Here is a 26,639-nt window from a genome sequence, read left to right on the forward strand (position 1 = left end):
AGCGTTACCGGGCGGACGGGCCTTGCACCCGTCCGCAATCGTTCCGGATTACCAGAGCTGCCACCACGGACGGGTGTCCTTCGGGCCCCCCGCGTAATACACGCTGTTCGGGAAGTTCTTGCGCATCACGCGGTCGGCATCGTCGCGCAGATCCTTCATTCCCAGCGAGTCGTAGCTCTTGACCAGCATGAACAGCGCCTCTTCGTTCGCCGGCGCATTCGGATAGGTCTTGACCACTGCCTGTGCACGGTTGATTGCCGCCACGTAGGCGCCGCGCTTGTAGTAATAGCGTGCGACATGCACCTCGTGCTGGGCGAGCGAATTCACGAGGTACTGCATGCGCTGGCGCGAGTCGTCGGCATACTTGCTGTTCGGGAAGCGGCTCACGAGCTGGCCGAAGGTGTCGAAGGACTCCTGCGCCGCTTTCGGGTCGCGCTCCGAGAGATCCTGGTTCGACAGCCCCGCGAGCAGGCCGAGGTCCTCGTTGAAGGTCGCGAGGCCCTTCAGGTAGTACATGTAGTCCGTATTCGGATGGTTCGGATGCAGCTTGATGAAGCGATCCGCCGCCGCGATCGCCAGCGCCGGCTCATAGGACTTGTAGTGGGCGTAGGCCACCTCGATCTGCGCCTGCTGCGCATAGCGGCCGTAGGGGAATCGCGCCTCGAGTTTTTCGAAGAGCTTGATCGCCTGCTCGTAGGAACCCTCGGCCATGTAATTCTTTGCTTCCGAGTACAGCTTCTGGGCGTTCCAGCCGGCCGTCTCGTCGACCTGTTCCGGCAAAAGGCCGCAGCCGCCGAGCAGCAATGCACCGATAACCGCTAAACTTCCAAGGGTGAACCTGGCCATCGAAAAAACTCGCGTGAATGAACCGGATGATTATAGCCCACAGGACGGGGCTGCTTCGCACCACCGGCTGATGATCCCGACCGATTGCGCCGGCCTGCGGCTCGACCAGGCGCTTGCGCAGCTGTTTCCCGCGCACTCGCGCAGCCGTCTGCAGGCGTGGCTCAAGTCCGGGCGCGTCAGCCTCAACGGCGGCCTGCACGACGCAAAATTCAAGGTGTGGGGCGGTGAAGTCCTCGAAGTGGACGCGGCACCAGCGCCCGAGGAGGTTGCCGAGGCGCCCGAGGACATCCCGCTGAACATCGTGTTCGAGGATGCCCACCTCCTCGTCATCGACAAGCCGGTCGGGCTCGTCGTGCATCCCGGCAGCGGAAACTGGAGCGGCACGCTCCTCAACGCCTTGCTGCATCATGCGCCCGAGCTCGCGGGCGTGCCGCGCGCCGGCATCGTGCATCGGCTCGACAAGGACACCAGCGGCCTGATGGTGGTCGCCCGGACCCTCGAAGCCCAGACCGACCTCGTGCGCCAGCTCCAGGCGCGTACCGTCAGGCGGCACTATCTCGCGCTCGTGCATGGCACGGTGACGGGCCCCGGCGTCGTCGACGCCGCGATCGGCCGCCACCCGTCGCAGCGCACGAAGATGGCCGTGCATTCGGCCGGGCGCGTCGCCGTGACGCGCTATTCCGTGTGCGAACGTTTCACGCGCGCGACGCTCGTCGAGTGCCGGCTCGAGACCGGGCGCACGCACCAGATCCGCGTCCACATGGCGCACGTCGGCCATCCGCTCATCGGCGATGCGACCTACGGCCGGCGGCGCAGCGGCAACGCAGTCCTGGATGCCTTCCCGCGACAAGCCCTGCATGCCTTCCGCCTCGGCCTCGTTCATCCCGCGACCGGCGAGGAAATGGCGTGGGAGTCGCCCCTGCCGCAGGATTTCGAAAGCCTCCTCGCAATCATCCGCACGGAGCTGGCCGCATGAGTCCCGACTGGTTCGAACCCGACTGGCCTGCCCCCGAGCGCGTGCGGGCCCTGGTCACGACGCGGCATGGCGGCGTCAGCGAGGGGCCGTGGGCGAGCATGAATCTCGGCAGCCACGTCGGCGATTCGCCGATTGCGGTGGCCCGCAACCGGGCGATCCTGCGCGCCATCGTGCCGTCGGAACCCCACTGGCTGGACCAGGTGCATGGCACCGATGTGTGGGATGCCGCGAGCGCGGACGCCGGCGGTGCTCCGCCGCGTGCCGATGCCTCGGTCGCGCGCGAGGCCGGTGCGGTATGCGTCGTCATGACGGCGGACTGCCTGCCGGTGCTCTTCTGCGATGACGAAGGGTCGGTCGTGGCCGCCGCTCATGCGGGATGGCGCGGCCTCGCGGCGGGCATCCTCGACGCCACGGTCGCGCGCATGGGCGTCCCGCCCGGGCGCATCATGGCCTGGATGGGGCCCGCGATCGGGCCTGAGGCCTTCGAGGTCGGCGGTGAAGTGCGGGAGCGCTTCATCGCGGCCGACGGAAAGGCCGAGCGTGCGTTTTATCCGGCGCCATCGGACGGCAAGTGGTATGCCGACCTGTTCGAGCTTGCGCGTCAGCGTCTGCGGTCGATCGGGGTCGAGCGCGTGTCCGGCGGCGACGTGTGCACCCACTCCGACCCCTTGCGCTGGTTTTCCTATCGCCGCGACGGCGTGACCGGGCGGCTGGCTTCGCTGGTGTGGCTCTCGGAATGAGAGCGCACCGGATTGGCTATTGATCGCTATTCGAATCGGATCTATCGTGCGACGGAGCCTCGCTCGCGTCTTCCCGACGCGCCGCGGCGCGACGGCGAGCCGGGGTTCCCGCAAGCCACAGAAACAATGCCAGGGGGGCGGCCCCCCAGAATACGAACGTGAGAACCCCGCCGACGACCGTCGTGTCGGAGATCGCCGCGATCAGCACGACGTACAGCCAGGCGATTGCGATAATGTACATGGCGCCGATTCTACCCGCGGCAACGCGGATCCGTCGTCAGGGGCCTTTGCGGCCCGGAGAGAATCAATAGAGTGACCAGCGTGTTCCGCATGCGTCCGAACCCGCGCCTCAGGAGGGGCTGATGTCCGAATCCGACAACAATCAGGGCAACCCGGCAATTCAGGGGATGCTTCAGTTCGGCCAGGCGATGGCGCAGAACTTCTTTCAGGCCATCGCGCGCCAGCATGCCGTCATGCAGGACAGCGGCGGCGAAGCGGCTCCCAACGTCCCCATGCCCGAAACGGAAGTGTTTGCGCGCCTGCAAAAGGAGTTTGCCGAGCGCCACGCCGCGCTGTGGTCGACGATGCTGCAAGTGAAGCCGGGTGAAACGGTGGCGCCGGTCGTGTCGCCGGAGCCGGGGGACCGGCGGTTCGCCTCGCCCGAATGGACGGCGAGCCCGGTCTTCGACTACATCCGCCAGGCTTATCTGCTGAATGCCAGCTTCCTTCGACAGGTTTCCGACGAACTGCCGATGGCCGACGGCCGCGCCAAGTCGCGCCTGCAGTTCCTGACGCGGCAATACATCGACGCACTCGCGCCGTCCAACTTTGCCGCCACCAATCCGGAATTCATCAAGACCGCCCTCGACACCGAAGGCGAGAGCATCACCCGCGGGATCAAGAACCTGATCGCCGACCTCGAGAAGGGCCGCGTGTCGATGACCGACGACGCGGCTTTCGAGGTCGGGCGCAACATCGCGGTTTCGCCCGGCGCGGTCATCTACGAGAACGAGCTGATGCAGCTCGTCCAGTACGCGCCGCTGACCGACAAGGTCGCCCAGGTGCCGCTGCTGATCGTGCCGCCGTGCATCAACAAGTTCTACATCCTCGATCTCCAGCCTGACAACTCGCTGGTGCGCTTCGCCGTGGAGCAGGGATTCACGGTCTTCCTCATCTCGTGGAAGAACCCCAAGGCGCCGGAAGCGACCGCCACATGGGACGATTACCTCGAAAAGGGGCCCCTCAAGGCGCTGGAGGTCGTGCGCACCGTCACGCGTGTGAAGAAACCAAACGTGCTCGGGTTCTGCGTTGGTGGCACGATATTGACATCGGCCCTCGGTGTCGCGCGTGCGCGTGGCGAAGATCCCGTCGCGAGCCTCACGCTGATGACGACGCTGCTGGATTTCGCCGATGCGGGAGAGCTCGGCTGCCTGGTCGACGAGGCCAGCGTGGCGGCACGCGAAGCCGCGATCGGCAAGGGCGGGCTGCTGCCCGGGCAGGAATTGGCGAACGTGTTTTCCGCACTGCGTGCCAACGACCTCATATGGCAATACGTCGTGGGCAACTACCTGAAGGGGAACAAACCGCAGGCGTTCGACCTGCTGTACTGGAATTCCGACAGCACGAATCTGCCGGGGCCGTTCCTGACATGGTATTTGCGTAACATGTATCTGGAAAATAACCTCCGCATGCCGGGGAAGCTCAAGATGCTCGGCGTGAAGGTCGATCTCGGCAAGGTCGACGTGCCGGCGTATCTGCTCGCGACACGCGAGGATCACATCGTTCCGTGGAAGGGTGCCTACCTGTCGCGCAGCCTGTTGGGTGGAGAAACGACCTTCGTGCTCGGCGCCAGCGGCCACATCGCCGGTGCGGTGAATCCGGCATCGAAGAATCGGCGCAGCTATTGGGTGAATGCATCCGGCGCCGCCGATCCGGACGAATGGCTGGAAGGGGCCGTCGAGCAGAAAGGCAGCTGGTGGCTGCACTGGATCGAATGGCTGAAGACGTACGGCGGCAAGCAGGTCGCCGCGCGCGGCCGAATGGGTAACGCGAAATATGCGCCGATCGAGCCTGCGCCGGGGCGCTACGTGAAGGAAAAGGCTTGACCGGCCCGATTGACTGAAGAACAAGAATTATCCAGTGGCAGCGGACACGGGGGCGCTGCCGCAAATGCATGGAAACCCTTCGTGAATCGATCAACGGGAGAGGAGTAAGTTTATGGCAAGAGTTGCACTAGTGACCGGTGGCATGGGTGGCCTGGGCGAGGCGGTCTGCATCAAGCTCGCCGCGCTGGGCTACAGGGTCGTGACGACGCATTCCCCGGGCAACACCAAGGCCGCTGAATGGCTGCAGACCATGAACAACATGGGCTACGGCTTCAAGGCCTACCCCTGTGACGTGTCGGATTTCGATTCGTGCAAGACCTGCGTCGAGACCGTCACCCGGGAAGTGGGGCCCGTGGACGTGCTGGTGAATAACGCCGGGATCACCCGCGACATGACCTTCAGGAAGATGACCAAGGCCGACTGGGATGCCGTCGTCTCTACCAACCTCGACAGCGTGTTCAACATGACCAAGCAGGTCATGGACGGCATGGTCGAGCGCAAGTGGGGACGCGTCATCAACGTTTCGTCGGTCAACGGCCAGAAAGGTGCGTTCGGCCAGACCAACTACTCCGCCGCGAAGGCGGGGATGCACGGCTTCACCAAGGCGTTGGCGCTGGAAGTTGCGCGTAGTGGCGTAACCGTCAACACCATCTCGCCGGGCTATATCGGCACCAAGATGGTGACGGCCATCCCGCAGGAAATCCTTGAATCCAAGATCCTGCCGCAGATTCCCGTGTCGCGTCTGGGCAAGCCGGAGGAAATCGCCGGACTGGTGGCCTACCTCGCATCCGAGGAGGCCGCATTCGTGACCGGCGCCAACATTTCCATCAACGGCGGCCAGCACATGTTCTGACCCGGACCGGATCGGTCCGAGAACGGCGCGTCTCCCGAGGGGGGCGCGCCGTTTTGTTTTGCGGTGCAGCAAAAAGTCCAAAAACTGCCTATAATTTGTCCGCTTTGCGGTAATGCAATGCCGCACGGTTGCCAGAGGAAGTGCGCTGCATGCGGTTGCGGTGCGACCCGCGCGCTTCCCATCACCAATCTGCAAGAGGATTGCACCATGACTCAGAAAGTCGCACTCGTTACCGGCGCCATGGGTGGTTTGGGCACCGCGATCTGCCAGTCGCTGGCCAAGGACGGCCTGAAGGTCGTTGCCAACTGTCTGCCGGGTTTCCCGCAGAAGGATGAATGGCTTGCCAAGCAGAAGGCACTCGGCTTCGAGTTCATCCCCGCTGAAGGCGACGTATCCGATTACGAGTCCTGCAAGGCGATGGTCGCGAAGATCGAAGCGGAAGTCGGCGCGATCGACGTCCTGGTGAACAACGCCGGCATCACCCGCGACAAGTTCTTCCCCAAGATGGAGAAGGGCCAGTGGGATGCGGTGATCAGCACCAACCTGAACAGCCTGTTCAACGTCACGCACCACGTATCGCCGAAGATGGCCGAGCGCGGCTGGGGCCGCATCATCAACATCTCGTCGGTGAACGGCGTCAAGGGCCAGGCCGGTCAGACCAACTACTCGACCGCCAAGGCGGGCGTGCTCGGCTTCACCAAGGCGCTCGCCGCCGAACTCGCAACCAAGGGCGTCACCGTGAACGCCATCGCCCCGGGCTACATCGGTACCGAGATGGTCATGGCGATCCGCGACGATATCCGCCAGGGCATCATCGACACCGTCCCGATGAAGCGCCTCGGCAAGCCCGAGGAAATCGGCGCGCTGTGCTCCTACCTCGCGTCCGAACTCGCCGGCTATGTCACCGGTGCGACCATCAACATCAACGGCGGCCTGCACATGTGCTGATGCAGTATTCCGCTCCCGCGGATCGCTGCGAGACCCCGCCAATTGGCGGGGTTTTTATTTCTGCACCGCGGTATAATTTCACGGCACATGTAGAGCGGAACGACCGCCGCCGAGGAGAGGTAGTGATGGCTGAACAGGCTCGTCTCATCAAGAAGTATCCCAATCGTCGTCTGTACGACACCCGAACCAGCTCCTACATCACGTTGGCCGACGTGAAGGAACTCGTGCTCGGACGCGAAGAATTCCAGGTCGTCGACGCCAAGACGGGTGAAGATCTGACGCGCAGCATCCTGCTCCAGATCATCCTCGAAGAAGAGGCGGGCGGTGCCCCGATGTTCACCAGTGACCTGCTCGCGCACATGATCCGCTTCTACGGCAATGCGACGCAGGGGATGATGGGCAAGTACCTCGAGAACAACATCAAGGCCTTTACCGAGATGCAGGCGAAGCTGCAGGAGCAGGCCCAGGCGATCTACGGTGAGAACAGCCCGATCAGCCAGGACCTGTGGGCCCAGTTCCTGAACTTCCAGGGGCCGGCGCTGCAGAGCGTGATGGGTACCTACGTCGATCAGAGCAAGAAGATGTTCTCGCAGATGCAGGAGCAGATCGAGAGCCAGACCCGCAACATCTTCACCGGTTTCCCGTTCCCGAGCTACGCCCCGGCCGCCAAGGAAGAGCAGGCCGCGCCCCAGCAGGCCAAGGATGTGAAGGCAGAAGCAGCAACTGCGAAAACCGGCCGTTCGAGCCAGAAGTAAGATTTCGACCGGGGCACTCTCGACCCCGGGCAACACCTCCCCCCCCTCAGAGCATGACCCAACACAAGACCTCCGGCGTACCGCGAGTCGGTTTCGTCTCCCTCGGCTGTCCCAAGGCGACCGTCGACTCCGAACATATCCTCACGCGCCTGCGGGGCGAGGGGTACGAGATTTCAGGCAGTTACGACGATGCGGATATCGTCGTCGTGAACACCTGCGGCTTCATCGATGCCGCTGTCGAGGAATCCCTCGATGCGATCGGCGAAGCGCTTGCCGAGAACGGCAAGGTCATCGTCACCGGCTGCCTCGGCGCCAAGGACGACGTGGTGCTGGCCGCGCATCCGCAGGTCCTTGCCGTCACGGGGCCGCATGCGACCGATGCGGTGATGAAGGCGGTGCACCAGCACCTGCCCAAGCCGCACGACCCGTTCACCGACCTCGTGCCGCCGCAGGGCATTCGCCTCACGCCGAATCACTACGCCTACCTGAAGATCTCGGAAGGCTGCAACCACCGCTGCTCCTTCTGCATCATCCCGTCGATGCGCGGCGACCTCGTGTCCCGCCCCATCCACGACGTGATGCGTGAAGCCGAGGCGCTGGTCGATTCGGGCGTGAAGGAGCTCCTGGTCATCTCGCAGGACACCAGCGCCTACGGCGTCGATACCAAGTACCGCACCGGGTTCTGGAACGGCCGGCCGCTCAAGACGAAGCTGATCGACCTGGCGAAGGCGCTCGGCGAACTCGGCGTCTGGGTGCGCATGCATTATGTGTACCCGTACCCCAGCGTGGACGAACTGATTCCGCTGATGGCCGAAGGCAAGATCCTGCCTTATCTGGATGTACCGTTCCAGCATGCCAGCCCGCGTATCCTCAAGGCGATGCGGCGCCCGGCAAACGCCGAGAACGTGCTCGAACGCGTCCGTGCATGGCGGAGCATCTGTCCCGATCTGACGATTCGTTCGACCTTCATCACCGGCTTCCCCGGCGAGACCGACGAGGACTTCGAACTGCTGCTGCAGTTCCTCGAAGAAGCCCGGCTCGACCGTGTCGGCGCGTTCGCCTACTCTCCCGTCGAGGGGGCAGAAGCCAATCAGCTTGCGGATCCCGTCCCCGACGAGGTCCGCGAGGAGCGCCGCATGCGGCTCATGGAGTTTCAGGAGGACATCTCGACCCAGCGGCTGGAACGCTGGATCGATCGTGAAATCACGGTCCTCGTGGACGACATCGAAGAGGACGGCGCAATTGCCCGTTCGCCGGGAGATGCTCCCGAGATCGACGGCCTCGTCATCATTCCGAACGGCGAGGGCCTGGTGCCTGGCGAATTCGCCCGCGTGCGCATCACCGATTGCGACGTGCACGACCTGTACGCCGAACCGCTCGCCTGACGGGCCTGCCGATGTTCGAGCCGATGCCGCCGAAATCCGACAAGGCCGGCCCGGTCATCGGATTGGCGCTGGGCAGCGGTGCCGCGCGCGGCTGGGCTCACCTCGGCGTGCTGCGCGTGCTGGCGCGCGAGGGCATCGAACCGCAGATCATCTGCGGTTGTTCGATCGGGGCGTTTGTCGGCGCCGCGATGGCGTCCGGCGATCTCGAAAAGCTCACCCAGTGGGCCGAAGCACTGAAGTGGCAGGACGTGGTGTCTCTTCTCGATGTCAGCCTGCGGGGCGGACTGATCAAGGGGCAGAAACTCATCCAGTTCTTCGAGCGCAACTTCGTCGACCGCGATTTTTCCCAGCTCGATCGCCGCTTTGCCTGTGTTGCGACCGAACTCGAGACCGGCAGGGAGGTGTGGCTGCGCGAAGGCAGCGTCTCGCGGGCGGTGCGGGCGTCGATCGCGCTGCCGGGGCTCTTTACTCCCATCCCGCGCGATGGGCGCCTCCTGGTCGATGGCGGACTCGTGAATCCCGTCCCGGTGTCGCTGTGCCGTGCGATGGGCGCCGACATCGTGATCGCCGTCGATCTTGGCTCGGACATGGTCGGCAGGGCATGGCGCCCGACGCCGGCGGATGAAGAAGAGACCACCGATGGATGGACGGAGCGACTCTTCGCTCGACTCGGTCTCACGATGAGCGCCATCGGCAACGGCAGCGGACGTAGTGCTCCATCGCCCGCAACGGAAGCCGCGTTGCCGTCCCTGATGACCGTGCTGACTTCCAGCATCAACATCATGCAGGTGCGCATCGCGCGCAGCCGGTTGGCGGGGGAGCCTGCCGACGTGCAGATCTCGCCGCGGCTGGGCCATATCGGCACGATGGACTTTCACCGCGCCCGCGAGGCCATCGCGGAAGGCGAGGCCGCAGTCACCAACATGCTGCCCGCCCTGCGCCATGCGCTGGGCCACACCCTTCCGGACCAATCCGCGTGACCGAACTCGTAAAAGCCCTCTCTGCCGCCGTCGGGCCGTCGCATGTGCTGAGCGACACCGCCTCGATGGCGCCCCATCTTGCCGACTGGCGCGGGCGTTATGTCGGGAGCGCGCTTGCCGTCGTCAAGCCGGCGGACACCCGGCAGGTTGCGGCCGTCGTGCGAGCCTGCGCAGCGGCGAACGTCCCGATGGTGCCGCAGGGCGGCAATACCGGTCTGTGCGGGGGGGCGACGCCTCTGCCTGACGGTCGTTCCGTGGTCATCAACCTGTCGCGGATGAACCGTATCCGCAGCGTCGATGCCGCAAACAACGCGCTCATTGCCGAAGCCGGTTGCACGCTCGCCGCGGTCCAGCAGGCCGCCGACGCGGAGAATCGCCTGTTTCCGCTGTCGCTGGCGTCGGAGGGCAGTTGTCTCGTCGGCGGCAACCTATCGACCAATGCAGGCGGGGTGCAGGTCTTGCGCTACGGCAACATGCGCGATCTGGTTCTCGGCGTGGAAGTCGTGCTGCCTGACGGCCGGATCTGGGATGGCCTGCGCGCACTGCGCAAGGACAACACCGGCTACGATCTCAAACAACTCTTCATCGGCGCCGAAGGCACGCTCGGAATCGTCACGGCGGCGGTCCTCAAGCTGTTCCCGCGCCCGCGTGCCCGTGCCACCGCCTGGCTTGCCGTGCCGCACCCCGCAGTCGCCGTGGAGCTCCTCGGCTTCCTGCGCGCGCGCTGCGGGGAGCGCGTGACCGCGTTCGAGATCGTCGGCCGCGCTGCGCTCGAACTGGTGCTGCGCCATATTCCGGGCGCTCGCTCGCCGCTGGCGGGCGACCACGGCTGGTGTGTCCTGCTCGAGCTCACCGATACCCTCGACGCACAAGCGCTGGATGCGATGCTCGAAAGTGCCATCGCGGCTGCGCTCGACACCGGGCTGGTGACCGATACCGCCATCGCCGCCAGCGTGGCGCAGGCAGCGGCACTGTGGGCCTTGCGCGAGAACATCTCCGAAGCGCAGAAGATCGAAGGCGTCAGCATCAAGCACGACATTTCGGTGCCCGTGAGCCGCATTCCGGAGTTCCTGGAACGCGCGCACGCCGAACTGACTGCGATGTGGCCGGGCGTGCGCATCGTTGCCTTTGGCCACATCGGCGACGGCAACCTCCATTACAACCTGTCGAAACCCGACGCGCTCGACAACGCGGCGTTCGTCTCGCGCACGGCGGAGGTCAATCGGGTCGTACACGACCTCGTTGCCTCCCTGCAGGGGTCGATTTCGGCCGAGCACGGGCTGGGTCAGTTGAAACGCGACGAGAATGCCCGCTACAAATCGGATCTCGAACTCGAACTGATGAGGGCGGTAAAGTCCGCCTTCGATCCGCGCGGGCTGATGAATCCGGGGAAAGTGCTCTGATTTCCAAAAAAACGGCGAATCAGGGTTTACAGGGTCCGGGGGGCACCCTATAATGCGCGCTCTTTCGCCGTCGGGGGTATAGCTCAGCTGGGAGAGCGCTTGCATGGCATGCAAGAGGTCAGCGGTTCGATCCCGCTTACCTCCACCAGTCGAAAGAAAACAGTGCAGTCCCCATCGTCTAGAGGCCTAGGACACCGCCCTTTCACGGCGATAACCGGGGTTCGAATCCCCGTGGGGACGCCAGTATTTAGCGAGGCGTCGAGCTATAATGACGAATCGCATTCCGGTCGGTAGGGCCGGGCATGGGTTAGTGTGGAGTGGTAGTTCAGTTGGTTAGAATACCGGCCTGTCACGCCGGGGGTCGCGGGTTCGAGTCCCGTCCACTCCGCCAGCAATAACGCAGACAATATCTGCGAAAAATGTGAAGTAGATGTTGCAAAGTGCTTGCGGTTGGTCGCGCCAAAAGCTAGAATGCGCAGCTCTGTTGGGGGTATAGCTCAGCTGGGAGAGCGCTTGCATGGCATGCAAGAGGTCAGCGGTTCGATCCCGCTTACCTCCACCAACGAAGCAACAAAAAGACGTTGTCCCCATCGTCTAGAGGCCTAGGACACCGCCCTTTCACGGCGATAACCGGGGTTCGAATCCCCGTGGGGACGCCAGATGCGGCAAGGCGTGGAAAAACGGCTTGCGAGCCGGCAGGAAGATGCCGGTCACTGGTTGATGCGGAGTGGTAGTTCAGTTGGTTAGAATACCGGCCTGTCACGCCGGGGGTCGCGGGTTCGAGCCCCGTCCACTCCGCCACTTAAAGAGAATGGGAGCCTCCGGGCTCCCATTTTTTTCGTCCATACGTTCCATGCATATGTCCGCCGCACGAGTCCCTCGTGCGGACGTTCTGCATCTCCCCCCTGTAAGCACGGCTGCGGCCTTGTGTCGCCACATGCTGGCGCAGCGTTTGGACATTAAGCTATATTCGGTACATACGCATCAGTATGGTCCCTGTTGGATCAGGGCTGTTGCGTTGCTTACCAAGGGAGCGGGTTCGATGGATTTGAAGAAGATCGGCGTGGTTGGCGCCGGCACGATGGGAAACGGCATCACGCAGGCCTTTGCCGTGGCCGGATTCGACGTGGTGATGATGGACGTGGTCGAGGCTGCGGTGCGGCGCGGTCTGGCAACCGTAAGCGGGAGTCTTGATCGCCTGATCAAGAAGGACAAGATGACGGAGGCGCAGAAGGCGGAGACGCTGGCGCGAATCACGACGGCGACCGACGTCGCCGCGCTTGCCGACTGCGACCTCGTGATCGAGGCGGCCACCGAGAACCTCGAGCTCAAGCTCAAGATTTTTGCCCAGCTCGATGCGACCATGAAAGCCGATGCGGTGCTCGCCTCGAACACATCGTCGATTTCGATCACCAAGCTCGCTGCATCGACGAAGCGCGCGGACAAGGTGGTCGGCATGCATTTCTTCAACCCGGTGCCGATGATGGCGCTGGTCGAACTGATCCGCGGCCTTCAGACCTCGGACGCGACCTATGCAGCCGTCGAGGTCGTTGCCAGGGCGGTCGGCAAGACGCCGGTCCAGGTGCGCAATAGTCCGGGTTTTGTCGTGAACCGGCTGCTGTGCCCGATGATCAACGAGGCGATCTTCGCGCTGGGCGAGGGGCTTGCGACGGCTGCCGAGATCGACGAGGCGATGAAGCTCGGCTGCAACCATCCGATCGGACCGCTGGCGCTGGCCGACATGATCGGCCTCGATGTCGAGCTGGCCGTGATGCAGGTGCTGTTCGAGGGGTTCAAGGATCCGAAGTACCGTCCGGCGCCGCTGCTCGTCGAGATGGTCGAAGCGGGTTACCTGGGTCGCAAGACCGGGAAGGGCTTCTACGACTACAAGTAAGCTCGCCGGATCCGGACCCTTGCGCAATCCGGTTTCGATCGTGAAAACAAAAACGCCACCCTTGAGGTGGCGTTTTTCTGGTCGGGAGTTCCCGATCATCCGCGGCGCATGGCGTCGAAGAACTCCGCGTTGCTCTTGGTCGCCTTGACCTTGTCGAGCAGGAATTCCATCGCGTCGATGTCGTCCATGCCGTAGAGGAGCTTGCGCAGCACCCAGACTTTTTGCAGCACGTCCGGTTTCATCAGGAGTTCCTCGCGGCGGGTACCGGAGCGGTTCACGTTGATGGCCGGATACACACGCTTCTCGGCCATGCGGCGGTCGAGATGCAGTTCCATGTTGCCGGTGCCCTTGAATTCCTCGTAGATCACGTCGTCCATGCGGCTGCCGGTGTCGATCAGTGCAGTGGCGATGATGGTGAGCGATCCGCCTTCCTCGATGTTCCGCGCAGCGCCGAAGAAGCGTTTCGGCTTCTGCAGGGCATTGGCGTCAACGCCACCGGTCAGCACCTTGCCGGACGCCGGCACCACCGTGTTGTAGGCGCGCGCGAGGCGGGTGAGGGAGTCAAGCAGGATAACGACGTCCTTCTTGTGCTCCGTCAGGCGCTTGGCCTTCTCGATCACCATTTCGGCGACCTGCACGTGGCGCGACGCCGGCTCGTCGAAGGTCGAGGCGACGACTTCGCCTTTGACCGAGCGCTGCATTTCGGTCACTTCCTCGGGGCGTTCGTCGATCAGCAGTACGATCACGACCACGTCCGGATGATTGGCCGTGATCGCGTGGGCGATGTGCTGAAGCATCACCGTCTTGCCGCTCTTCGGCGGAGCCACCAGCAAACCGCGCTGTCCTTTGCCGATCGGTGCGATCATGTCGATGATGCGGCTGGTGACGTTCTCTTCGCCGCGAATGTCGCGCTCGAGCTTGAGGCACTCGTTCGGGTGGAGTGGGGTGAGGTTCTCGAACAGGATCTTGTGCTTGCACGCCTCGGGCGCCTGGCCGTTGATCTTGTCGAGCTTCACCAGTGCGAAATAGCGTTCGCCGTCCTTCGGAGTGCGGATCTCGCCCTCGATGGTGTCGCCGGTGTGCAGGTTGAAGCGGCGGATCTGCGACGGCGAGACGTAGATGTCGTCGGTTCCCGCGAGGTAGGAAATGTCCGGCGAGCGCAGGAAGCCGAATCCGTCGGGGAGCACTTCGAGCGCGCCGTCACCATAGATGGGCTCGCCTTTCTTGGCCCGGTTCTTGAGCAGGGCGAAGACCAGCTCCTGCTTGCGCAGGCGGTTGGCGCCTTCGATTTCGTTGGCGACCGCCATTTCCAGCAGCTCGCTGACGTGGAGAGACTTGAGCTCCGATAATTGCATGGTGAGAGGGCGCGACGGGGCGCAGATGGATGAAACCAGTGGAGGAGGGAACTGCAGAAAGACGCTGCTGCGGCGCCGGAAGGCCGGCTTCTGGAGCGGGAGGCGCCGCGCAGGCAGGCCGGGACTTTAGCCCCGGTCAGAGATTGCTGTCAATGAATGCCGTCAGCTGTGACTTCGAAAGCGCACCGACCTTGGTCGCTTCGACGTTGCCACCCTTGAAGAGCATGAGCGTCGGAATGCCGCGGATGCCGAATTTTGCAGGGGTTTCCTGGTTCTCGTCGATGTTCAGCTTGGCAACCTTGAGCTTGCCCGCATACTCCTTGGCGATGTCATCGAGGATCGGTGCGATCATCTTGCACGGACCGCACCACTCGGCCCAGTAGTCAACCAGCACGGGGGTTTGTGCCTGGAGCACCTCGGCCTCGAAGTTGCCGTCGGTGACGTAATGGATATGCTCGCTCATGATTCCTCGCATCAAGGTCTTGCAGGTGATTCGGATTGGGAGGCGGGCCGGATCGGCCCTCTGGACAATGGCAGACCTGGGTCGCCACTTCAGACTATTGGGAAAAGTTATGCCAAGCCGCCGCGAACGTCAAGACTCTTCGCCGGGATGAGGGTTTGCCCGCGCGTGTGTCAAAAGAGCGAGGGTCTCGGCTATATTGTCGGAAAAGCCGGTGCGCCCGGGATCCGGCGGGCCTTGCTTGATTAACTGGAGTGGAACGATGGCTTACGTTGTGACTGAATCTTGCATCCGCTGCAAGTATACCGACTGTGTCGATGTGTGCCCGGTGGATTGTTTCCGTGAAGGGCCGAACTTTCTCGTGATCGACCCGACGGAGTGCATCGACTGCACCTTGTGTGTGGCCGAGTGTCCCGTCGAGGCCATTTACGCCGAGGACGACGTGCCCGAGGGGCAGCGCCACTTCATTGCACTGAATGCCGAACTGGCGACGCAGTGGAAGCCGATCGTCGAGCGCAAGGACGCCCTGCCCGACGCCGAGGAATGGGCATCGCGCAAGGACAAGCTCGGCGAGTTGAAGCGTTGAAGTGGTCCCCTCGGCAAGACGTGGCCGGCGCGCACCGACAGAAGGTGAAATAATGCGTAGGGTGCGGGGGGTGGAGTCTTTCCCTGACCGGAATTGTGCAATATGATGCACTCGGATGGGTTGATATGAACTTGGAAAGGGGATTGGCATGCTGGTGAGCGAGATTCTTGCGATCAAGGGCAAGGTGCTCTACACCATAGCGCCGAACAAGAGCCTCGCCGAGGCGGTCGAGATCATGACCGAGCAGGACGTCGGTTCGCTGGTGGTGTTCTCGCACGGGCAGATGGTCGGCATGCTGACCTTCCGCGAAGTGCTGCGCGCGGTGCATAAGGGTGGCGCCGGATGGGGAAAGATGGCGATCGAGGACGCGATGTTGTCAGGTCCGGTCGCCGCATCGCCGAACATGGAAATGGATGAACTCCGGCGTCTCATGGTGGAGCATCGCCAGCGTTATCTGCCGGTGATGGACGGAACCACTCTGCTCGGGGTGGTTTCCTTCCACGACGTGGCCAAGGCGGTGCTCGAGGAGCAGAGCTTCGAGAACCGCATGCTCAAGAATTACATCCGCAACTGGCCGCAGGAGCCGGGCGAACAGGAGTGATGCGCGGCTGACGCAGCGCGTTTGGCCGTTTCGTCCGTCGTGCCCCGGGGGTATGGCGGATGAGCACAAGAAGTCCTCGCACAATGAGGCGAGGGCATGCAGCTGGAAGTCGGCAGCGCCGAAGGGCGCTGTCGTCAAAGCCTCGGGAGGGCTTCGCCGGATGCGGTCGGTCCGGTGCTGATTCCAACTGTCGGAGGAGGTGCTGTGGAAAGGATCTGGCTCAAGAGCTATCCCCCCGGAATTCCCGCGGAAATCGACGTGAACGAGTTCGCGTCGCTGGGCGACCTGTTTGCGAAAGGGGTGCGCCAGTACGGCGACCGGATTGCCTACGTGAACATGGGAAAGTCGATCACGTATGCGGAACTGGATCGGCTGTCGGCCAGGTTTGCCGGCTATCTCCAGGGCGAATTGAAGCTGCCGCACGGTTCACGCGTCGCGCTGATGATGCCCAATGTCCTGCAGTACCCGATCGCAATGTTCGGGGCGCTGCGTGCCGGGTATACGGTCGTCAACGTGAACCCGCTCTATACGGCACGCGAACTCGAGCACCAGCTCAGGGATTCGGGCGCCGACACCATCGTCATCGTCGAGAATTTCGCCAGCACGCTCGAGAACGTCGTGCAGCGCCTGAAGGTACGGAACGTCGTGGTGACCAGTCTCGGCGAGTTGCTTGGCTTCCCGAAAGGCATGCTCGTCGACTTCGTCGTGCGCCGTGTCAAGAAGCTGGTGCCGCCGTGGAAAATTCCCGGACATGTGCGCTTTTCCGAGGCGCTTGCAGCGGGGGGAAGACATCCGCTGAAAGCCGTCGATGTCGGGCACGGGGACGTTGCGTATCTGCAGTACACGGGCGGCACCACGGGAGTCGCGAAAGGCGCAGTGCTGACCCATGGCAACATCATCGCAAACCTGCAGCAGGCGCACGCGTGGATCAAGCCCTACCTGAGAAAGGAGGGGGAGATCATCATCACGGCCTTGCCCCTGTACCACATCTTCTCGCTGACGGCGAACTGCCTGACCTTCTTCAAGATCGGTGCAATGAATGTGCTGATCACCAACCCGCGGGACATCCCGGGTTTCGTCAAGGAATTGGCGAAGTACAGGTTCACGGCGATCACCGGCGTCAACACCCTGTTCAACGCGCTGCTCAACAACGAGGACTTCAGCAAGCTGGATTTTTCGTCCCTGCACATTGCGCTGGGTGGCGGCATGGCGGTACAGCAGGCCGTCGCGGAGAAATGGCGGCGCGTGACGGGGCGGCCGCTCGTGGAGGCCTACGGCCTCACCGAGACGTCGCCCGCGGTGACGATCAATCCGCTCGATCTGCCGCAATTCAACCATTCGATCGGGCTGCCGATCTCGTCCACCGAAGTCAGCATCCGCGGCGATGGCGGGGAAGAGGTGCCGCTTGGTCAGCCCGGTGAGCTGTGCGTTCGCGGACCGCAGGTCACGCAGGGTTATTGGCAGCGACCCGAGGAGACGGCCAATGTCTTCACGGCGGATGGATTCCTGCGTACCGGCGATGTCGCGACCATCGATGAGCGGGGGTTCGTCCGCATCGTGGATCGCAAGAAGGACATGATTCTGGTGTCGGGCTTCAACGTCTTTCCGAACGAGGTGGAGGATGTCATCGCCAGCCACCCGGGCGTGCTCGAGGTGGCCGCCGTCGGAGTCCCGGACGAGCGGACCGGCGAAGCGGTGAAGGCGTTCATCGTGCGCAAGGATCCCGCGCTGACGAAGGAGGCGGTCGTCGCCCATTGCCGGGCGAACCTCACGGCCTACAAGGTGCCGCATCTGGTCGAGTTTCGCGAGGAGTTGCCGAAGACGAACGTCGGCAAGATCCTGCGGCGCCTGCTGCGCGACGGGCAGGCGTGAGACGCGTGCTTGTGTTTCCTTCGCGCCTGTGTTTAGATTCGTCCGCTAATCGCTTGTTTTTATCCCGAATGACCCGTCTGGTTCGCGCCCTCGTAGTAGTGTCCGTACGCGTAGTAGTAGGCGTAGGCGGTCGCGCGTCTCGAGGGTAAGGGCACAGAAGCAAGCAACGGATTCCTAACCCCCGCCGGCGCGCAAGCCCGGCGGGGGTTTTGTTTTTTGCGCCGCCGGTTTTGACGCCCGACACCGAACCGAAGGAGCGCAAGATGATGCAAATGACCGGCGCCGAGTTGATCGTGCGCCTGCTTGAACGGCAGGGTATTCGTACCATTGCAGGAATCCCCGGAGGGGCGATCCTGCCCCTGTACGATGCCTTGTCGGGGAGCGAGACCATCCGGCATGTGCTCGCTCGCCACGAGCAAGGGGCGGGTTTCATCGCGCAAGGCATGGCGCGCGTGTCCGGGCGCCCTGAAGTGTGCTTCGCGTCGAGCGGTCCGGGGGCGACGAATCTGGTGACGGCGATTGCCGATGCCCGCCTGGATTCCATTCCGATGGTGGCCATCACCGGCCAGGTGCCGCTCGCGATGATCGGCACCGACGCGTTCCAGGAAGTCGATATCTACGGCATGACGGTGCCGATCACCAAGCACAATTTCCTCGTGCGCTCGGCCGCGGAACTGCTCGAAGTCATTCCTCAGGCATTTCGCATCGCGATGTCCGGCCGGCCGGGGCCGGTTCTCGTCGATGTGCCGAAGGACGTGCAGAACCAACTCGTCAGCTTCGAGGCGTTGCCCGAGCCGGCGGTGCCGGATCCTGCGCCATCGCCGGACCTCGAGGCCATCGCTGCCGCGGCGCGGATGATCGACGCGGCAGAACGTCCGGTGCTGTATCTGGGCGGAGGCGTGGTCCACTCGGGCGCGTCGGGACTCGCGGTCAGCCTGGCAGAGCAGGCGGGGCTGCCGACGACGATGACGCTTATGGCGCTGGGTACGATGCCGGTCGACCATCCGCTTTCCATCGGCATGCTCGGCATGCACGGTGCGCGCTGCACGAACTTCATTCTCGAGGAATCGGACCTGCTGATCTGCGTCGGCGCGCGCTTCGACGATCGGGCGATCGGCAAGGCCGCGCAGTTCTGCCCCAACGCGAAGATCATCCATGTCGACATCGATCCGTCCGAGTTGCACAAGATCAGGACGGCCCACGTGGCGATCAACGGCGACGTGGCGGCCGTGCTGGAGGCCTTGCTGCCGCAGGTCAAGCCGATCCTGCGCAAGCGCTGGCTGTCTCACGTGGATAGCCTGAAGGCGCGCTTTCCCATCGCGATGCCAGGTCGCGACGATCCGCGTACCCATTACGGGCTCGTGCACGCCGTGGCCGCCGCGCTGGACGACGAGGCCATCATCGCCACCGACGTGGGGCAGCACCAGATGTGGGTCGCGCAGGCCTACCCTTTCCGCCGGTCGCGCCAGTGGCTGACCTCGGGCGGCTTGGGGACGATGGGCTTCGGGGTCCCGGCCGCGATCGGTGCCGCGCTCGCGGAGCCTGAGCGGACCGTCGTGTGTTTCACCGGCGACGGCAGCTTCAAGATGAATATCCAGGAACTGGCGACGCTCGCCGAGGAGGGGCTGAACGTCAAGATCGTGCTGATGAACAACAATTCGCTTGGTCTCGTGTATCAGCAGCAGAGCCTGTTCTACGGCAAGCGGGTGTTTGCTTCCAGGTATCGCGGCGAGCCGGATTTCCTGAAGATTGCTGAAGGTTTCGGCATCGCGGCGGTGGATCTGGACACTGCCGCGAATCCACGTGCGGCGCTCGCGCAGGCCCTGCAAAGTCGCGGGCCATGCCTGATTCACGCATCGATCAGCCGCGAGGAATTCGTCTATCCCATGGTGCCGCCGGGCGCTGCAAACACTGAAATGATCGGAGATTGAGCATGATCGAACAAGTTGCCGAGCCCCTGCAGCAGCAAGGCTTCGCCAAGGTGGTGCTGGAACTGGAAGTGAACAACCATCCCGGCGTGATGAGCCACATCTGCAATCTGTTCGCGCGCCGCGCGTTCAACGTCGAAGGCATCCTGTGCATGCCGATGGCCGATGCGAGCCGGAGCCGCATCTGGTTGCTGGTATTCGAGGACCAGCGGCTGGAGCAGATGGTGCTGCAGGTCGAAAAGCTGGTCGATGTGCTTTCCGTGCGCCGCCACGGGGCCGAGCACGAGGTGTTCGAGCGCCTCGAGAAGTTCTTCCTCTGAGGCGCGCAAGCGGGGCGGGCGCGGCCAATGCGCCTGCCTCGATCGGCTGGCCGGCAGGGGCGTTTCGGCGCTGTGCTAAACTGCAAAGTTCTATCCGCCACCTGTTTCAGTCGAGATCGCGATGTCCGGCAACACCCTAGGCAAACTGTATTGCGTCACGTCGTTTGGTGAATCCCACGGTCCCGCGATCGGCTGTGTCGTCGATGGCTGTCCGCCGGGATTGCCGATTTCGGCCGAGGAGATCCAGGTTGAGCTGGATCGGCGCAAACCCGGGACGTCGCGGCACGTCACGCAGCGCCGCGAGCCCGATGAGGTGGAAATCCTGTCGGGCGTGTTCGAGGGGGTGACGACCGGCACGCCGATCGCACTCCTGATCCGTAACCAGGATCAGCGCTCGCGCGATTACGGCAACATTGCCGAGACGTTCCGGCCCGGTCATGCGGACTACGAGTACTGGCAGAAATACGGGATTCGCGACCATCGCGGCGGCGGCCGGGCGTCGGCGCGCGAGACGGCGGTGCGGGTGGCTGCCGGCGCCATTGCCAGGAAGTGGCTGAAGGAACGCTACGGCGTCGTGATCCGCGGCTTCATGTCGCAGCTCGGACCGATTCCGATCCCGTTCGAGAGCTGGGACGAGGTTCCGCGCAACCCGTTCTTCGCGCCGAACGCCGCCATCGTCCCGCAACTGGAAGCCTACATGGACGAACTGCGCAAATCGGGCGACTCGATCGGCGCGCGCATCGACGTGGTCGCGACAGGCGTTCCGATCGGCTGGGGCGAGCCCGTGTACGACCGGCTCGATGCCGACATCGCGTACGCGATGATGGGCATCAATGCCGTGAAGGGGGTCGAGATCGGCGCGGGCTTCGAGTGCGTGACGCAGCGTGGTACCGAGCACTCCGACGAGATGACGCCCGACGGCTATCTGACGAACAACGCGGGCGGCGTGCTCGGCGGCATCTCCAGTGGCCAGGACATCGTCGTGAGCATGGCGGTCAAGCCCACCTCCAGCATCCGGCTCGATCGCCGCTCGATCGACAAGCAGGGCAATCCGGTGGTCATCAACACGCAGGGGCGTCACGACCCCTGTGTCGGCATTCGTGCGACGCCGATCGCGGAGGCGATGCTCGCGATCGTGCTGATGGATCATGCGTTGCGCCATCGGGCGCAATGCGGCGACGTGACGACGGAAACGCCGAAGATCGCGCGTCTGGCCCCGCAGGGCGTGCAGCGGATTCCCGCTCCGCGCGCTTGAGCGGGGACGTCTTGCACGCCGCCTGGCGAGCCCGTCGCGGGCCGGCAGGCGGCGTTTGTCCGAATCGGGCCTAGGCACCGCCGTGCTCCCCTATTGGCGGCTCTCGGCCTACTACTTTTCATACTTCGCGTTCGTCGGCGCGTTCTCGCCGTATTTCACGCTATACCTGCATTCGATTGCGCTGTCGGCCGCCGACATCGCGATCCTGATGTCGCTCATGCAGGTCATGCGCGTGATCGCGCCGAACATGTGGGGGTGGCTCGCCGAGCATTTCGGTCGCCGGCTCGTCATCATCCGCCTGTCCGCCTGGGCGAGCCTGGTCGGATTCGGCGGCTTCTTCTTTACGACGCGCTTTGAAGGGCTCTTCCTTGCGATGGCCCTCATGGCGTTCTTCTGGAGTGCGGCGCTGCCGCTCGTCGAGGGCCTGACCTTTGCCCATCTGGGCGCCCATCCCGGGCGCTACGGCAGCATCCGCGTGTGGGGCTCGGTCGGTTTCATTGCCGCCGTGCTGGGTGTGGGCTACGTGCTCGATTTCCTTCCGCTCGACGCCGTGCTCTGGATGACCGCCGTGATCCTTGGTGCGATCGCATTGTGCTCGGCGGCCTTGCCGGAGGCCGAGCGGCCGCCGGCGCATCGTGAAAGCGCGAGCCTGCGGGAGACCTTGCGTCGCCCCGAGGTGCGGGCCTTGCTGATTGCCTGCTTCCTCATGTCGGCTGCGCATGGTGCGCTGTATGTCTTCTATTCGATTTTCCTGGTCGATCATGGCTACGACAAATCGGTCGTCGGCGCGATGTGGTCGCTCGGGGTCATTGCGGAGATCGTCGTATTCATGTTCATGCCGCGGTTGCTGCGGCGCCACTCGATGCGGGCGATCCTGATCTTTGCATTTGCGTGCGCGGTGGTGCGCTTCGCTGCGATCGGCTGGGGGGTGGGTTCGCTCGTCGTGCTGGGGTTCGCCCAGCTTCTCCACGGTGCGACCTTCGGCGCCTATCACGCGGCCGCGATCGCGGCGGTCAACCAGTGGTTCCGGGGAAAGCTGCAGTCGCGCGGGCAGGCGCTCTACGGGAGTATTTCCTTCGGCGCGGGCGGGATGCTGGGCGGGCTCGTGAGCGGATTCACGTGGGATTCGATGGGGCCGGCATGGACCTATACTCTCGGGTCCCTGTTCGCGCTCGCGGGGCTTGCCTGGCTGGTGCTGGGTTGGCGCAGTGACATGGAGTCGATGATGGAAGGGGAGGTGCGATGAAAGCTCGATTCGTGAGGGTGATGTCGGTCGCGGCCGCGGCGTGGCTCGTGGCGGCCTGCCAGACAGTGCAGACGACCGGCGCCGGAGCCGTGGGCGTGGATCGCAGCCAGATGATGATGGTGTCGGCCGCGGAGGTCGAGCAGGCGTCCGGCAAGCAGTACCAGCAGGTGATCGCCGAGGCGCGCCAGAAGGGGGTGCTCAACCGCGATTCTGCGCAGCTTGCGCGCGTACGCGCCGTTTCCAATCGCCTGATTCCCCAGTCCGTCGTGTTTCGGCGTGATGCGGCGCAGTGGCACTGGGAAGTCAATGTGATCCAGTCGGACGAGCTCAACGCATGGTGCATGGCGGGGGGCAAGATGGCCGTCTATTCGGGCCTGATCGACCAGCTGAAGCTCACCGATGACGAACTGGCTGCGGTGATGGGGCACGAAATCGCGCATGCGCTGCGCGAGCATTCGCGCGAGCAGATTTCCAAGGCGATGGTGACCAGCGTGGGGGCTTCCGTCGCAGGAGCGCTCCTGGGAGTCGGGGAACTCGGTACGGATCTCATGAGCATGGTCGGCAAGGTGACGTTCGAGCTGCCCAATTCCCGTCTGCACGAAACCGAGGCCGATCGCATCGGTGTCGAGCTCGCGGCACGCGCGGGCTACGATCCGCGTGCCGCCATCAGCCTGTGGGACAAGATGAGCTCGCGCTCCAACGGCGGGCCTCCGCAGTGGCTGTCCACCCACCCCGGGCACGACACGCGGCGCAAGGATCTTGCCGATTACGCCCAGCGGGTGATGCCGCTTTACGAGCAGGCACGCCGCTGAATGCGGGGCCGGACGACGCTCCGGCGGCCGCTACCCAGTCGGCGGCACGTGTGAAATAATCAAAACCTTTTCCTTGTCTTTCCGCGGGATATATTGGATGGAAGCCCAGACGCTGTACGAAAAGTTGTGGTCCAGTCATGTCGTCCACGAAGAGGCCGACGGCACTGCGCTCATTTACATCGACCGCCACCTGGTGCACGAGGTAACCAGCCCGCAGGCCTTCGAGGGACTCAAGCTCGCCGGGCGCAAGCCGTGGCGCGTGAGTTCGATCGTCGCGACCGCCGACCACAATACGCCGACCGATCATTGGGAACGGGGCATCGAGGATCCGGTCTCGCGCCAGCAGGTCGAGACGCTCGACGCGAACATCCGCGAGGTCGGTGCGCTCGCGTATTTCCCGTTCAAGGATTCGCGCCAGGGCATCGTGCATGTGATCGGGCCGGAAAACGGGGCGACGCTGCCGGGCATGACCGTCGTCTGCGGGGATTCGCACACCTCGACGCACGGCGCGTTCGCCTGTCTGGCGCACGGCATCGGCACCTCCGAGGTCGAGCACGTGATGGCGACGCAGTGCCTGCTGCAGAAGAAGTCGAAGACCATGCTGGTGAAGGTCGAGGGCGAACTCGGGCGCGGCGTGTACGCGAAGGATATCGCCCTTGCCGTGATCGGCCGTATCGGCACGGCCGGCGGCACGGGTTACGCGATCGAGTTCGGCGGCAGCGCGATCCGCGCGCTGACGATGGAAGGGCGCATGACCCTGTGCAACATGGCGATCGAGGCCGGTGCGCGTGCCGGCCTGGTCGGCGTCGACGACATCACGATCGACTACCTGCGCGACAAGCCCTTCGCGCCGAAAGGCGAGCAGTGGGAGCAGGCGGCCGCCTATTGGCGCACCCTGAAATCGGACGACGCTGCACACTTCGATCGTGTCGTTGAACTCGATGCAACCCAAATCCTGCCGCAAGTTACCTGGGGCACTTCGCCCGAGATGGTCGAAACCGTCGCCGGCCGCGTGCCGGATCCGGCAAAGATCGCCGACCCGGTCAAGCGCGAAGGTGTCGAGCGCGCGCTCAAGTACATGGGCCTCGCGCCGAATACGCCGATCAGCGAGATTCCGGTGGATCAGGTGTTCATCGGGTCGTGCACGAACTCGCGCATCGAGGACCTGCGCGAAGCCGCGGCGGTCGCCAAGGGGCGCAGGAAGGCGGCGAGCGTCAAGCGCGTGCTGGTCGTTCCCGGTTCGGGGCTGGTGAAGCATCAGGCCGAGGCCGAAGGGCTCGACAAGGTCTTCATCGAGGCGGGTTTCGAGTGGCGCGAGCCGGGCTGTTCGATGTGCTTGGCGATGAATGCGGATCGCCTCGAGCCGGGCGAGCACTGTGCCTCGACTTCGAACCGCAACTTCGAAGGGCGGCAGGGCGCCGGCGGCCGAACGCATCTCGTCAGTCCCGCAATGGCTGCCGCTGCGGCCGTGACCGGACGTTTCGTGGATGTCCGGGAACTCTGACTGCATCCGGCGCGACTTCGCGCCGACGACCGAACTTGACAGGGATGGCCGGGCCATCCAGAGGGTAGTGAAAGAATGAAACCGTTTACCTCACTCGACGCGCTGGCCGTGCCGCTCGATCGTGCGAACGTCGATACCGATGCGATCATCCCGAAGCAGTTTCTGAAGTCGATCAAGCGCAGCGGCTTCGGTCCGAACCTCTTCGACGAATGGCGTTACCTCGATCACGGTGAGCCGGGTCAGGACTGCACCAGCCGTCCGAAGAACCCGGATTTCGTGCTCAACAAAGCACGTTACCAAGGGGCGCAGATCCTGCTCACCCGCGACAACTTTGGCTGCGGCAGCTCGCGTGAGCACGCCCCCTGGGCGCTGGAGGATTACGGCTTCCGCGTGCTGATAGGCACGAGTTTCGCCGACATCTTCTTCAACAACTGCTTCAAGAACGGCGTGCTGCCGATCGTCCTGCCCGCTGCCCAGGTCGACGAACTGTTCCGCCAGTGCGAGGCGTCCGAAGGCTATCGCCTCGTGGTTGATCTGGCCGCGCAGACGATCACCCGCTCGGACGGCACGACCATCAAGTTCGACGTGGATCCGTTCCGCCGGGAATGCCTGCTGAACGGCTGGGACGATATCGGTCTCACGCTGCGCCACGCCGACAAGATTCGCGCTTTCGAGGAAAAGCGCCGCGCCGAACACCCCTATTATTTCGCCTGAGCAGCGCTGCAAGGGCACCAGGAGAAGACTGCTGATGAAGATTTGCGTTCTGCCGGGCGACGGGATCGGTCCGGAAATCACGGCCGAGGCCGTCCGCGTGATCCAAGCGCTGGATCTGAAGTTCGAACTTGAAGAGGCGCTGCTCGGCGGCGCTGCGGTCGATGTCACCGGCGACCCGTACCCGGAAGCGACGCGCAAGCTCGCGCGCGAAGCCGATGCCGTGCTGCTCGGCGCCGTCGGCGGCCCGAAGTGGGACAACCTGCCGCGCGAGCAGCGCCCCGAGCGCGGCCTGCTGGGCATTCGCAAGGATCTCGGCCTGTTCGCCAACCTGCGTCCGGCGATCCTGTATCCCGAACTCGCGAATGCCTCCACGCTCAAGCCGGAGGTCGTGTCGGGCCTCGACATCCTGATCGTGCGCGAGCTCACCGGCGACATCTACTTCGGCCAGCCGCGCGGCATCGAGAACCGCAACGGCGAGCGCTACGGCTTCAACACGATGCACTACACCGAGTCGGAGATCCGCCGCATCGGTCGCGTCGCCTTCGATGCCGCCCGTAAGCGCAACAAGCGCCTGTGCTCGGTCGACAAGATGAACGTGCTGGAAACGACGCAGTTGTGGCGTGACGTGATGATCGAGCTCGCCCCCGAATATCCGGACGTCGAACTCACCCACATGCTCGTCGACAACGCCGCGATGCAGCTCGTCCGCGCGCCCAAGCAGTTCGACGTGATGGTCACCGGCAACATGTTCGGCGACATCCTGTCCGACGAGGCCTCGATGCTCACCGGTTCGATCGGCATGTTGCCTTCGGCCTCGCTCGACGCCAACAACAAGGGCCTCTACGAGCCTTCGCACGGCTCGGCACCGGACATTGCCGGCAAGGGTGTGGCAAACCCGCTCGCGACGATCCTGTCGGCGGCGATGATGCTGCGCTATACGTTCAATAACGAGGCCGCGGCTGCCCGTGTCGAGACGGCCGTGAAGAAGGTTCTCGCGCAGGGGTATCGCACCGGCGACATCTACGAGGCGGGTACGACGAAGGTGGGCACGAAGCAGATGGGCGATGCCGTTCTGGCGGCGCTCTGAGATTTTTGGCAATT

Annotated in this window: 25 protein-coding genes and 6 tRNA genes; 27 read left to right on the forward strand and 4 right to left on the reverse strand. The window is 63.9% G+C overall.

What is annotated here, in order from left to right; genetic code table 11:
* Nucleotides 1-48: 48 nt before the first annotated feature.
* Nucleotides 49-846 carry an outer membrane protein assembly factor BamD gene (locus tag GPA22_RS12840; RefSeq protein WP_169256461.1) on the reverse strand — a complete coding sequence of 266 codons (798 nt, stop codon included), beginning with the start codon at nt 844-846 and terminating at the stop codon, nt 49-51.
* Between GPA22_RS12840 and rluD the strand changes: the two genes are divergently transcribed.
* Together rluD and pgeF are read left to right on the forward strand one after the other, a co-directional pair.
* Nucleotides 833-1,822, forward strand: coding sequence for a 23S rRNA pseudouridine(1911/1915/1917) synthase RluD (rluD, locus tag GPA22_RS12845; RefSeq protein ID WP_169256462.1), 990 nt, complete (start codon nt 833-835; stop codon nt 1,820-1,822). The two genes, GPA22_RS12840 and rluD, sit on opposite strands and share 14 nt — an antisense overlap.
* A complete protein-coding gene (pgeF, locus tag GPA22_RS12850) occupies nt 1,819-2,562 on the forward strand; it encodes a peptidoglycan editing factor PgeF (RefSeq protein ID WP_169256463.1) in 744 nt (247 codons plus the stop codon). The genes rluD and pgeF overlap by 4 nt, the downstream gene beginning before the upstream one ends.
* A 16-nt stretch (nt 2,563-2,578) precedes the next feature.
* Here pgeF and GPA22_RS22770 read toward each other — a convergent pair whose 3' ends face one another.
* The gene (locus tag GPA22_RS22770; protein WP_169256464.1) at nt 2,579-2,803 is read right to left on the reverse strand and encodes a hypothetical protein; all 225 of its coding nucleotides are present in this window, start codon (nt 2,801-2,803) and stop codon (nt 2,579-2,581) included.
* A gap of 121 nt (nt 2,804-2,924) precedes the next feature.
* Between GPA22_RS22770 and phaC the strand changes: the two genes are divergently transcribed.
* From phaC to GPA22_RS12925, 14 genes are all read left to right on the forward strand, one after another.
* Entirely contained in the window at nt 2,925-4,667 is a 1,743-nt protein-coding gene (phaC, locus tag GPA22_RS12860; RefSeq protein WP_169256465.1) for a class I poly(R)-hydroxyalkanoic acid synthase, read from the forward strand.
* Between the two features lie 112 nt (nt 4,668-4,779).
* Nucleotides 4,780-5,520 (forward strand): acetoacetyl-CoA reductase, encoded by a 741-nt coding sequence (gene phbB, locus GPA22_RS12865; RefSeq protein ID WP_169256466.1) that lies wholly within the window; start codon nt 4,780-4,782, stop codon nt 5,518-5,520.
* Nucleotides 5,521-5,727: 207 nt separating this feature from the next.
* Complete coding sequence (gene phbB / locus GPA22_RS12870; protein WP_169256467.1) at nt 5,728-6,468, forward strand: beta-ketoacyl-ACP reductase; 741 nt, start codon at nt 5,728-5,730, stop codon at nt 6,466-6,468.
* 125 nt (nt 6,469-6,593) lie between these two features.
* Nucleotides 6,594-7,223, forward strand: a complete 630-nt coding sequence (gene phaR, locus GPA22_RS12875; protein WP_169256468.1) for a polyhydroxyalkanoate synthesis repressor PhaR — start codon at nt 6,594-6,596, stop codon at nt 7,221-7,223.
* Between the two features lie 53 nt (nt 7,224-7,276).
* Nucleotides 7,277-8,608: a 30S ribosomal protein S12 methylthiotransferase RimO gene (rimO, locus tag GPA22_RS12880; RefSeq protein ID WP_169256469.1), complete on the forward strand. Its 1,332-nt coding sequence runs from the start codon at nt 7,277-7,279 to the stop codon at nt 8,606-8,608.
* 11 nt (nt 8,609-8,619) lie between these two features.
* Nucleotides 8,620-9,588 (forward strand): patatin-like phospholipase RssA, encoded by a 969-nt coding sequence (rssA, locus tag GPA22_RS12885; RefSeq protein WP_169256470.1) that lies wholly within the window; start codon nt 8,620-8,622, stop codon nt 9,586-9,588.
* On the forward strand, nt 9,585-10,991 hold the full coding sequence (locus tag GPA22_RS12890; RefSeq protein ID WP_343036035.1) for an FAD-binding oxidoreductase: 1,407 nt from the start codon (nt 9,585-9,587) through the stop codon (nt 10,989-10,991). The genes rssA and GPA22_RS12890 overlap by 4 nt, the downstream gene beginning before the upstream one ends.
* 72 nt (nt 10,992-11,063) lie before the next feature.
* A tRNA-Ala gene (locus GPA22_RS12895) sits at nt 11,064-11,139 on the forward strand.
* A 19-nt stretch (nt 11,140-11,158) separates the two neighbouring features.
* Nucleotides 11,159-11,234 (forward strand) — tRNA-Glu (locus tag GPA22_RS12900).
* A 71-nt stretch (nt 11,235-11,305) separates the two neighbouring features.
* A tRNA-Asp gene (locus tag GPA22_RS12905) sits at nt 11,306-11,382 on the forward strand.
* Nucleotides 11,383-11,477: 95 nt separating this feature from the next.
* Nucleotides 11,478-11,553: transfer RNA gene (locus GPA22_RS12910), tRNA-Ala, on the forward strand.
* A gap of 21 nt (nt 11,554-11,574) precedes the next feature.
* Nucleotides 11,575-11,650: transfer RNA gene (locus GPA22_RS12915), tRNA-Glu, on the forward strand.
* Between the two features lie 65 nt (nt 11,651-11,715).
* Nucleotides 11,716-11,792 (forward strand) — tRNA-Asp (locus tag GPA22_RS12920).
* 241 nt (nt 11,793-12,033) lie between these two features.
* The gene (locus GPA22_RS12925; RefSeq protein ID WP_169256471.1) at nt 12,034-12,885 is read left to right on the forward strand and encodes a 3-hydroxybutyryl-CoA dehydrogenase; all 852 of its coding nucleotides are present in this window, start codon (nt 12,034-12,036) and stop codon (nt 12,883-12,885) included.
* 95 nt (nt 12,886-12,980) lie between these two features.
* Here the strand turns inward: GPA22_RS12925 and rho are convergent, their stop codons facing one another.
* Complete coding sequence (gene rho, locus GPA22_RS12930) at nt 12,981-14,240, reverse strand: transcription termination factor Rho (protein WP_169256472.1); 1,260 nt, start codon at nt 14,238-14,240, stop codon at nt 12,981-12,983.
* A gap of 136 nt (nt 14,241-14,376) precedes the next feature.
* Complete coding sequence (gene trxA, locus GPA22_RS12935; protein ID WP_050416668.1) at nt 14,377-14,703, reverse strand: thioredoxin TrxA; 327 nt, start codon at nt 14,701-14,703, stop codon at nt 14,377-14,379.
* A 259-nt stretch (nt 14,704-14,962) separates the two neighbouring features.
* Here trxA and fdxA point away from each other — a divergent pair, with 259 nt between their 5' ends.
* From fdxA to leuB, 11 genes are all read left to right on the forward strand, one after another.
* Complete coding sequence (fdxA, locus tag GPA22_RS12940; RefSeq protein ID WP_169256473.1) at nt 14,963-15,286, forward strand: ferredoxin FdxA; 324 nt, start codon at nt 14,963-14,965, stop codon at nt 15,284-15,286.
* 148 nt (nt 15,287-15,434) lie between these two features.
* Nucleotides 15,435-15,887, forward strand: coding sequence for a CBS domain-containing protein (locus GPA22_RS12945; RefSeq protein WP_169256474.1), 453 nt, complete (start codon nt 15,435-15,437; stop codon nt 15,885-15,887).
* A gap of 204 nt (nt 15,888-16,091) precedes the next feature.
* The gene (locus GPA22_RS12950) at nt 16,092-17,759 is read left to right on the forward strand and encodes a long-chain-fatty-acid--CoA ligase (protein ID WP_169256475.1); all 1,668 of its coding nucleotides are present in this window, start codon (nt 16,092-16,094) and stop codon (nt 17,757-17,759) included.
* A 263-nt stretch (nt 17,760-18,022) separates the two neighbouring features.
* Complete coding sequence (gene ilvB, locus GPA22_RS12955; RefSeq protein ID WP_169256476.1) at nt 18,023-19,690, forward strand: acetolactate synthase large subunit; 1,668 nt, start codon at nt 18,023-18,025, stop codon at nt 19,688-19,690.
* A gap of 2 nt (nt 19,691-19,692) precedes the next feature.
* Nucleotides 19,693-20,007: an acetolactate synthase small subunit gene (gene ilvN, locus GPA22_RS12960; protein ID WP_169256477.1), complete on the forward strand. Its 315-nt coding sequence runs from the start codon at nt 19,693-19,695 to the stop codon at nt 20,005-20,007.
* A 121-nt stretch (nt 20,008-20,128) separates the two neighbouring features.
* Nucleotides 20,129-21,262 (forward strand): chorismate synthase, encoded by a 1,134-nt coding sequence (gene aroC, locus GPA22_RS12965; protein ID WP_169256478.1) that lies wholly within the window; start codon nt 20,129-20,131, stop codon nt 21,260-21,262.
* Between the two features lie 82 nt (nt 21,263-21,344).
* Nucleotides 21,345-22,508, forward strand: coding sequence for an MFS transporter (locus GPA22_RS12970; RefSeq protein WP_169256479.1), 1,164 nt, complete (start codon nt 21,345-21,347; stop codon nt 22,506-22,508).
* Nucleotides 22,505-23,320: a M48 family metallopeptidase gene (locus GPA22_RS12975; RefSeq protein ID WP_169256480.1), complete on the forward strand. Its 816-nt coding sequence runs from the start codon at nt 22,505-22,507 to the stop codon at nt 23,318-23,320. The genes GPA22_RS12970 and GPA22_RS12975 overlap by 4 nt, the downstream gene beginning before the upstream one ends.
* A gap of 97 nt (nt 23,321-23,417) precedes the next feature.
* A complete protein-coding gene (gene leuC / locus GPA22_RS12980; RefSeq protein WP_169256481.1) occupies nt 23,418-24,824 on the forward strand; it encodes a 3-isopropylmalate dehydratase large subunit in 1,407 nt (468 codons plus the stop codon).
* 75 nt (nt 24,825-24,899) lie between these two features.
* Complete coding sequence (gene leuD, locus GPA22_RS12985; RefSeq protein WP_169256482.1) at nt 24,900-25,538, forward strand: 3-isopropylmalate dehydratase small subunit; 639 nt, start codon at nt 24,900-24,902, stop codon at nt 25,536-25,538.
* 34 nt (nt 25,539-25,572) lie between these two features.
* The gene (gene leuB, locus GPA22_RS12990; RefSeq protein WP_169256483.1) at nt 25,573-26,625 is read left to right on the forward strand and encodes a 3-isopropylmalate dehydrogenase; all 1,053 of its coding nucleotides are present in this window, start codon (nt 25,573-25,575) and stop codon (nt 26,623-26,625) included.
* The last annotated feature ends 14 nt before the right edge of the window (nt 26,626-26,639 follow it).

Source organism: Aromatoleum toluvorans, assembly GCF_012910905.1.
Lineage (GTDB): Bacteria > Pseudomonadota > Gammaproteobacteria > Burkholderiales > Rhodocyclaceae > Aromatoleum > Aromatoleum toluvorans.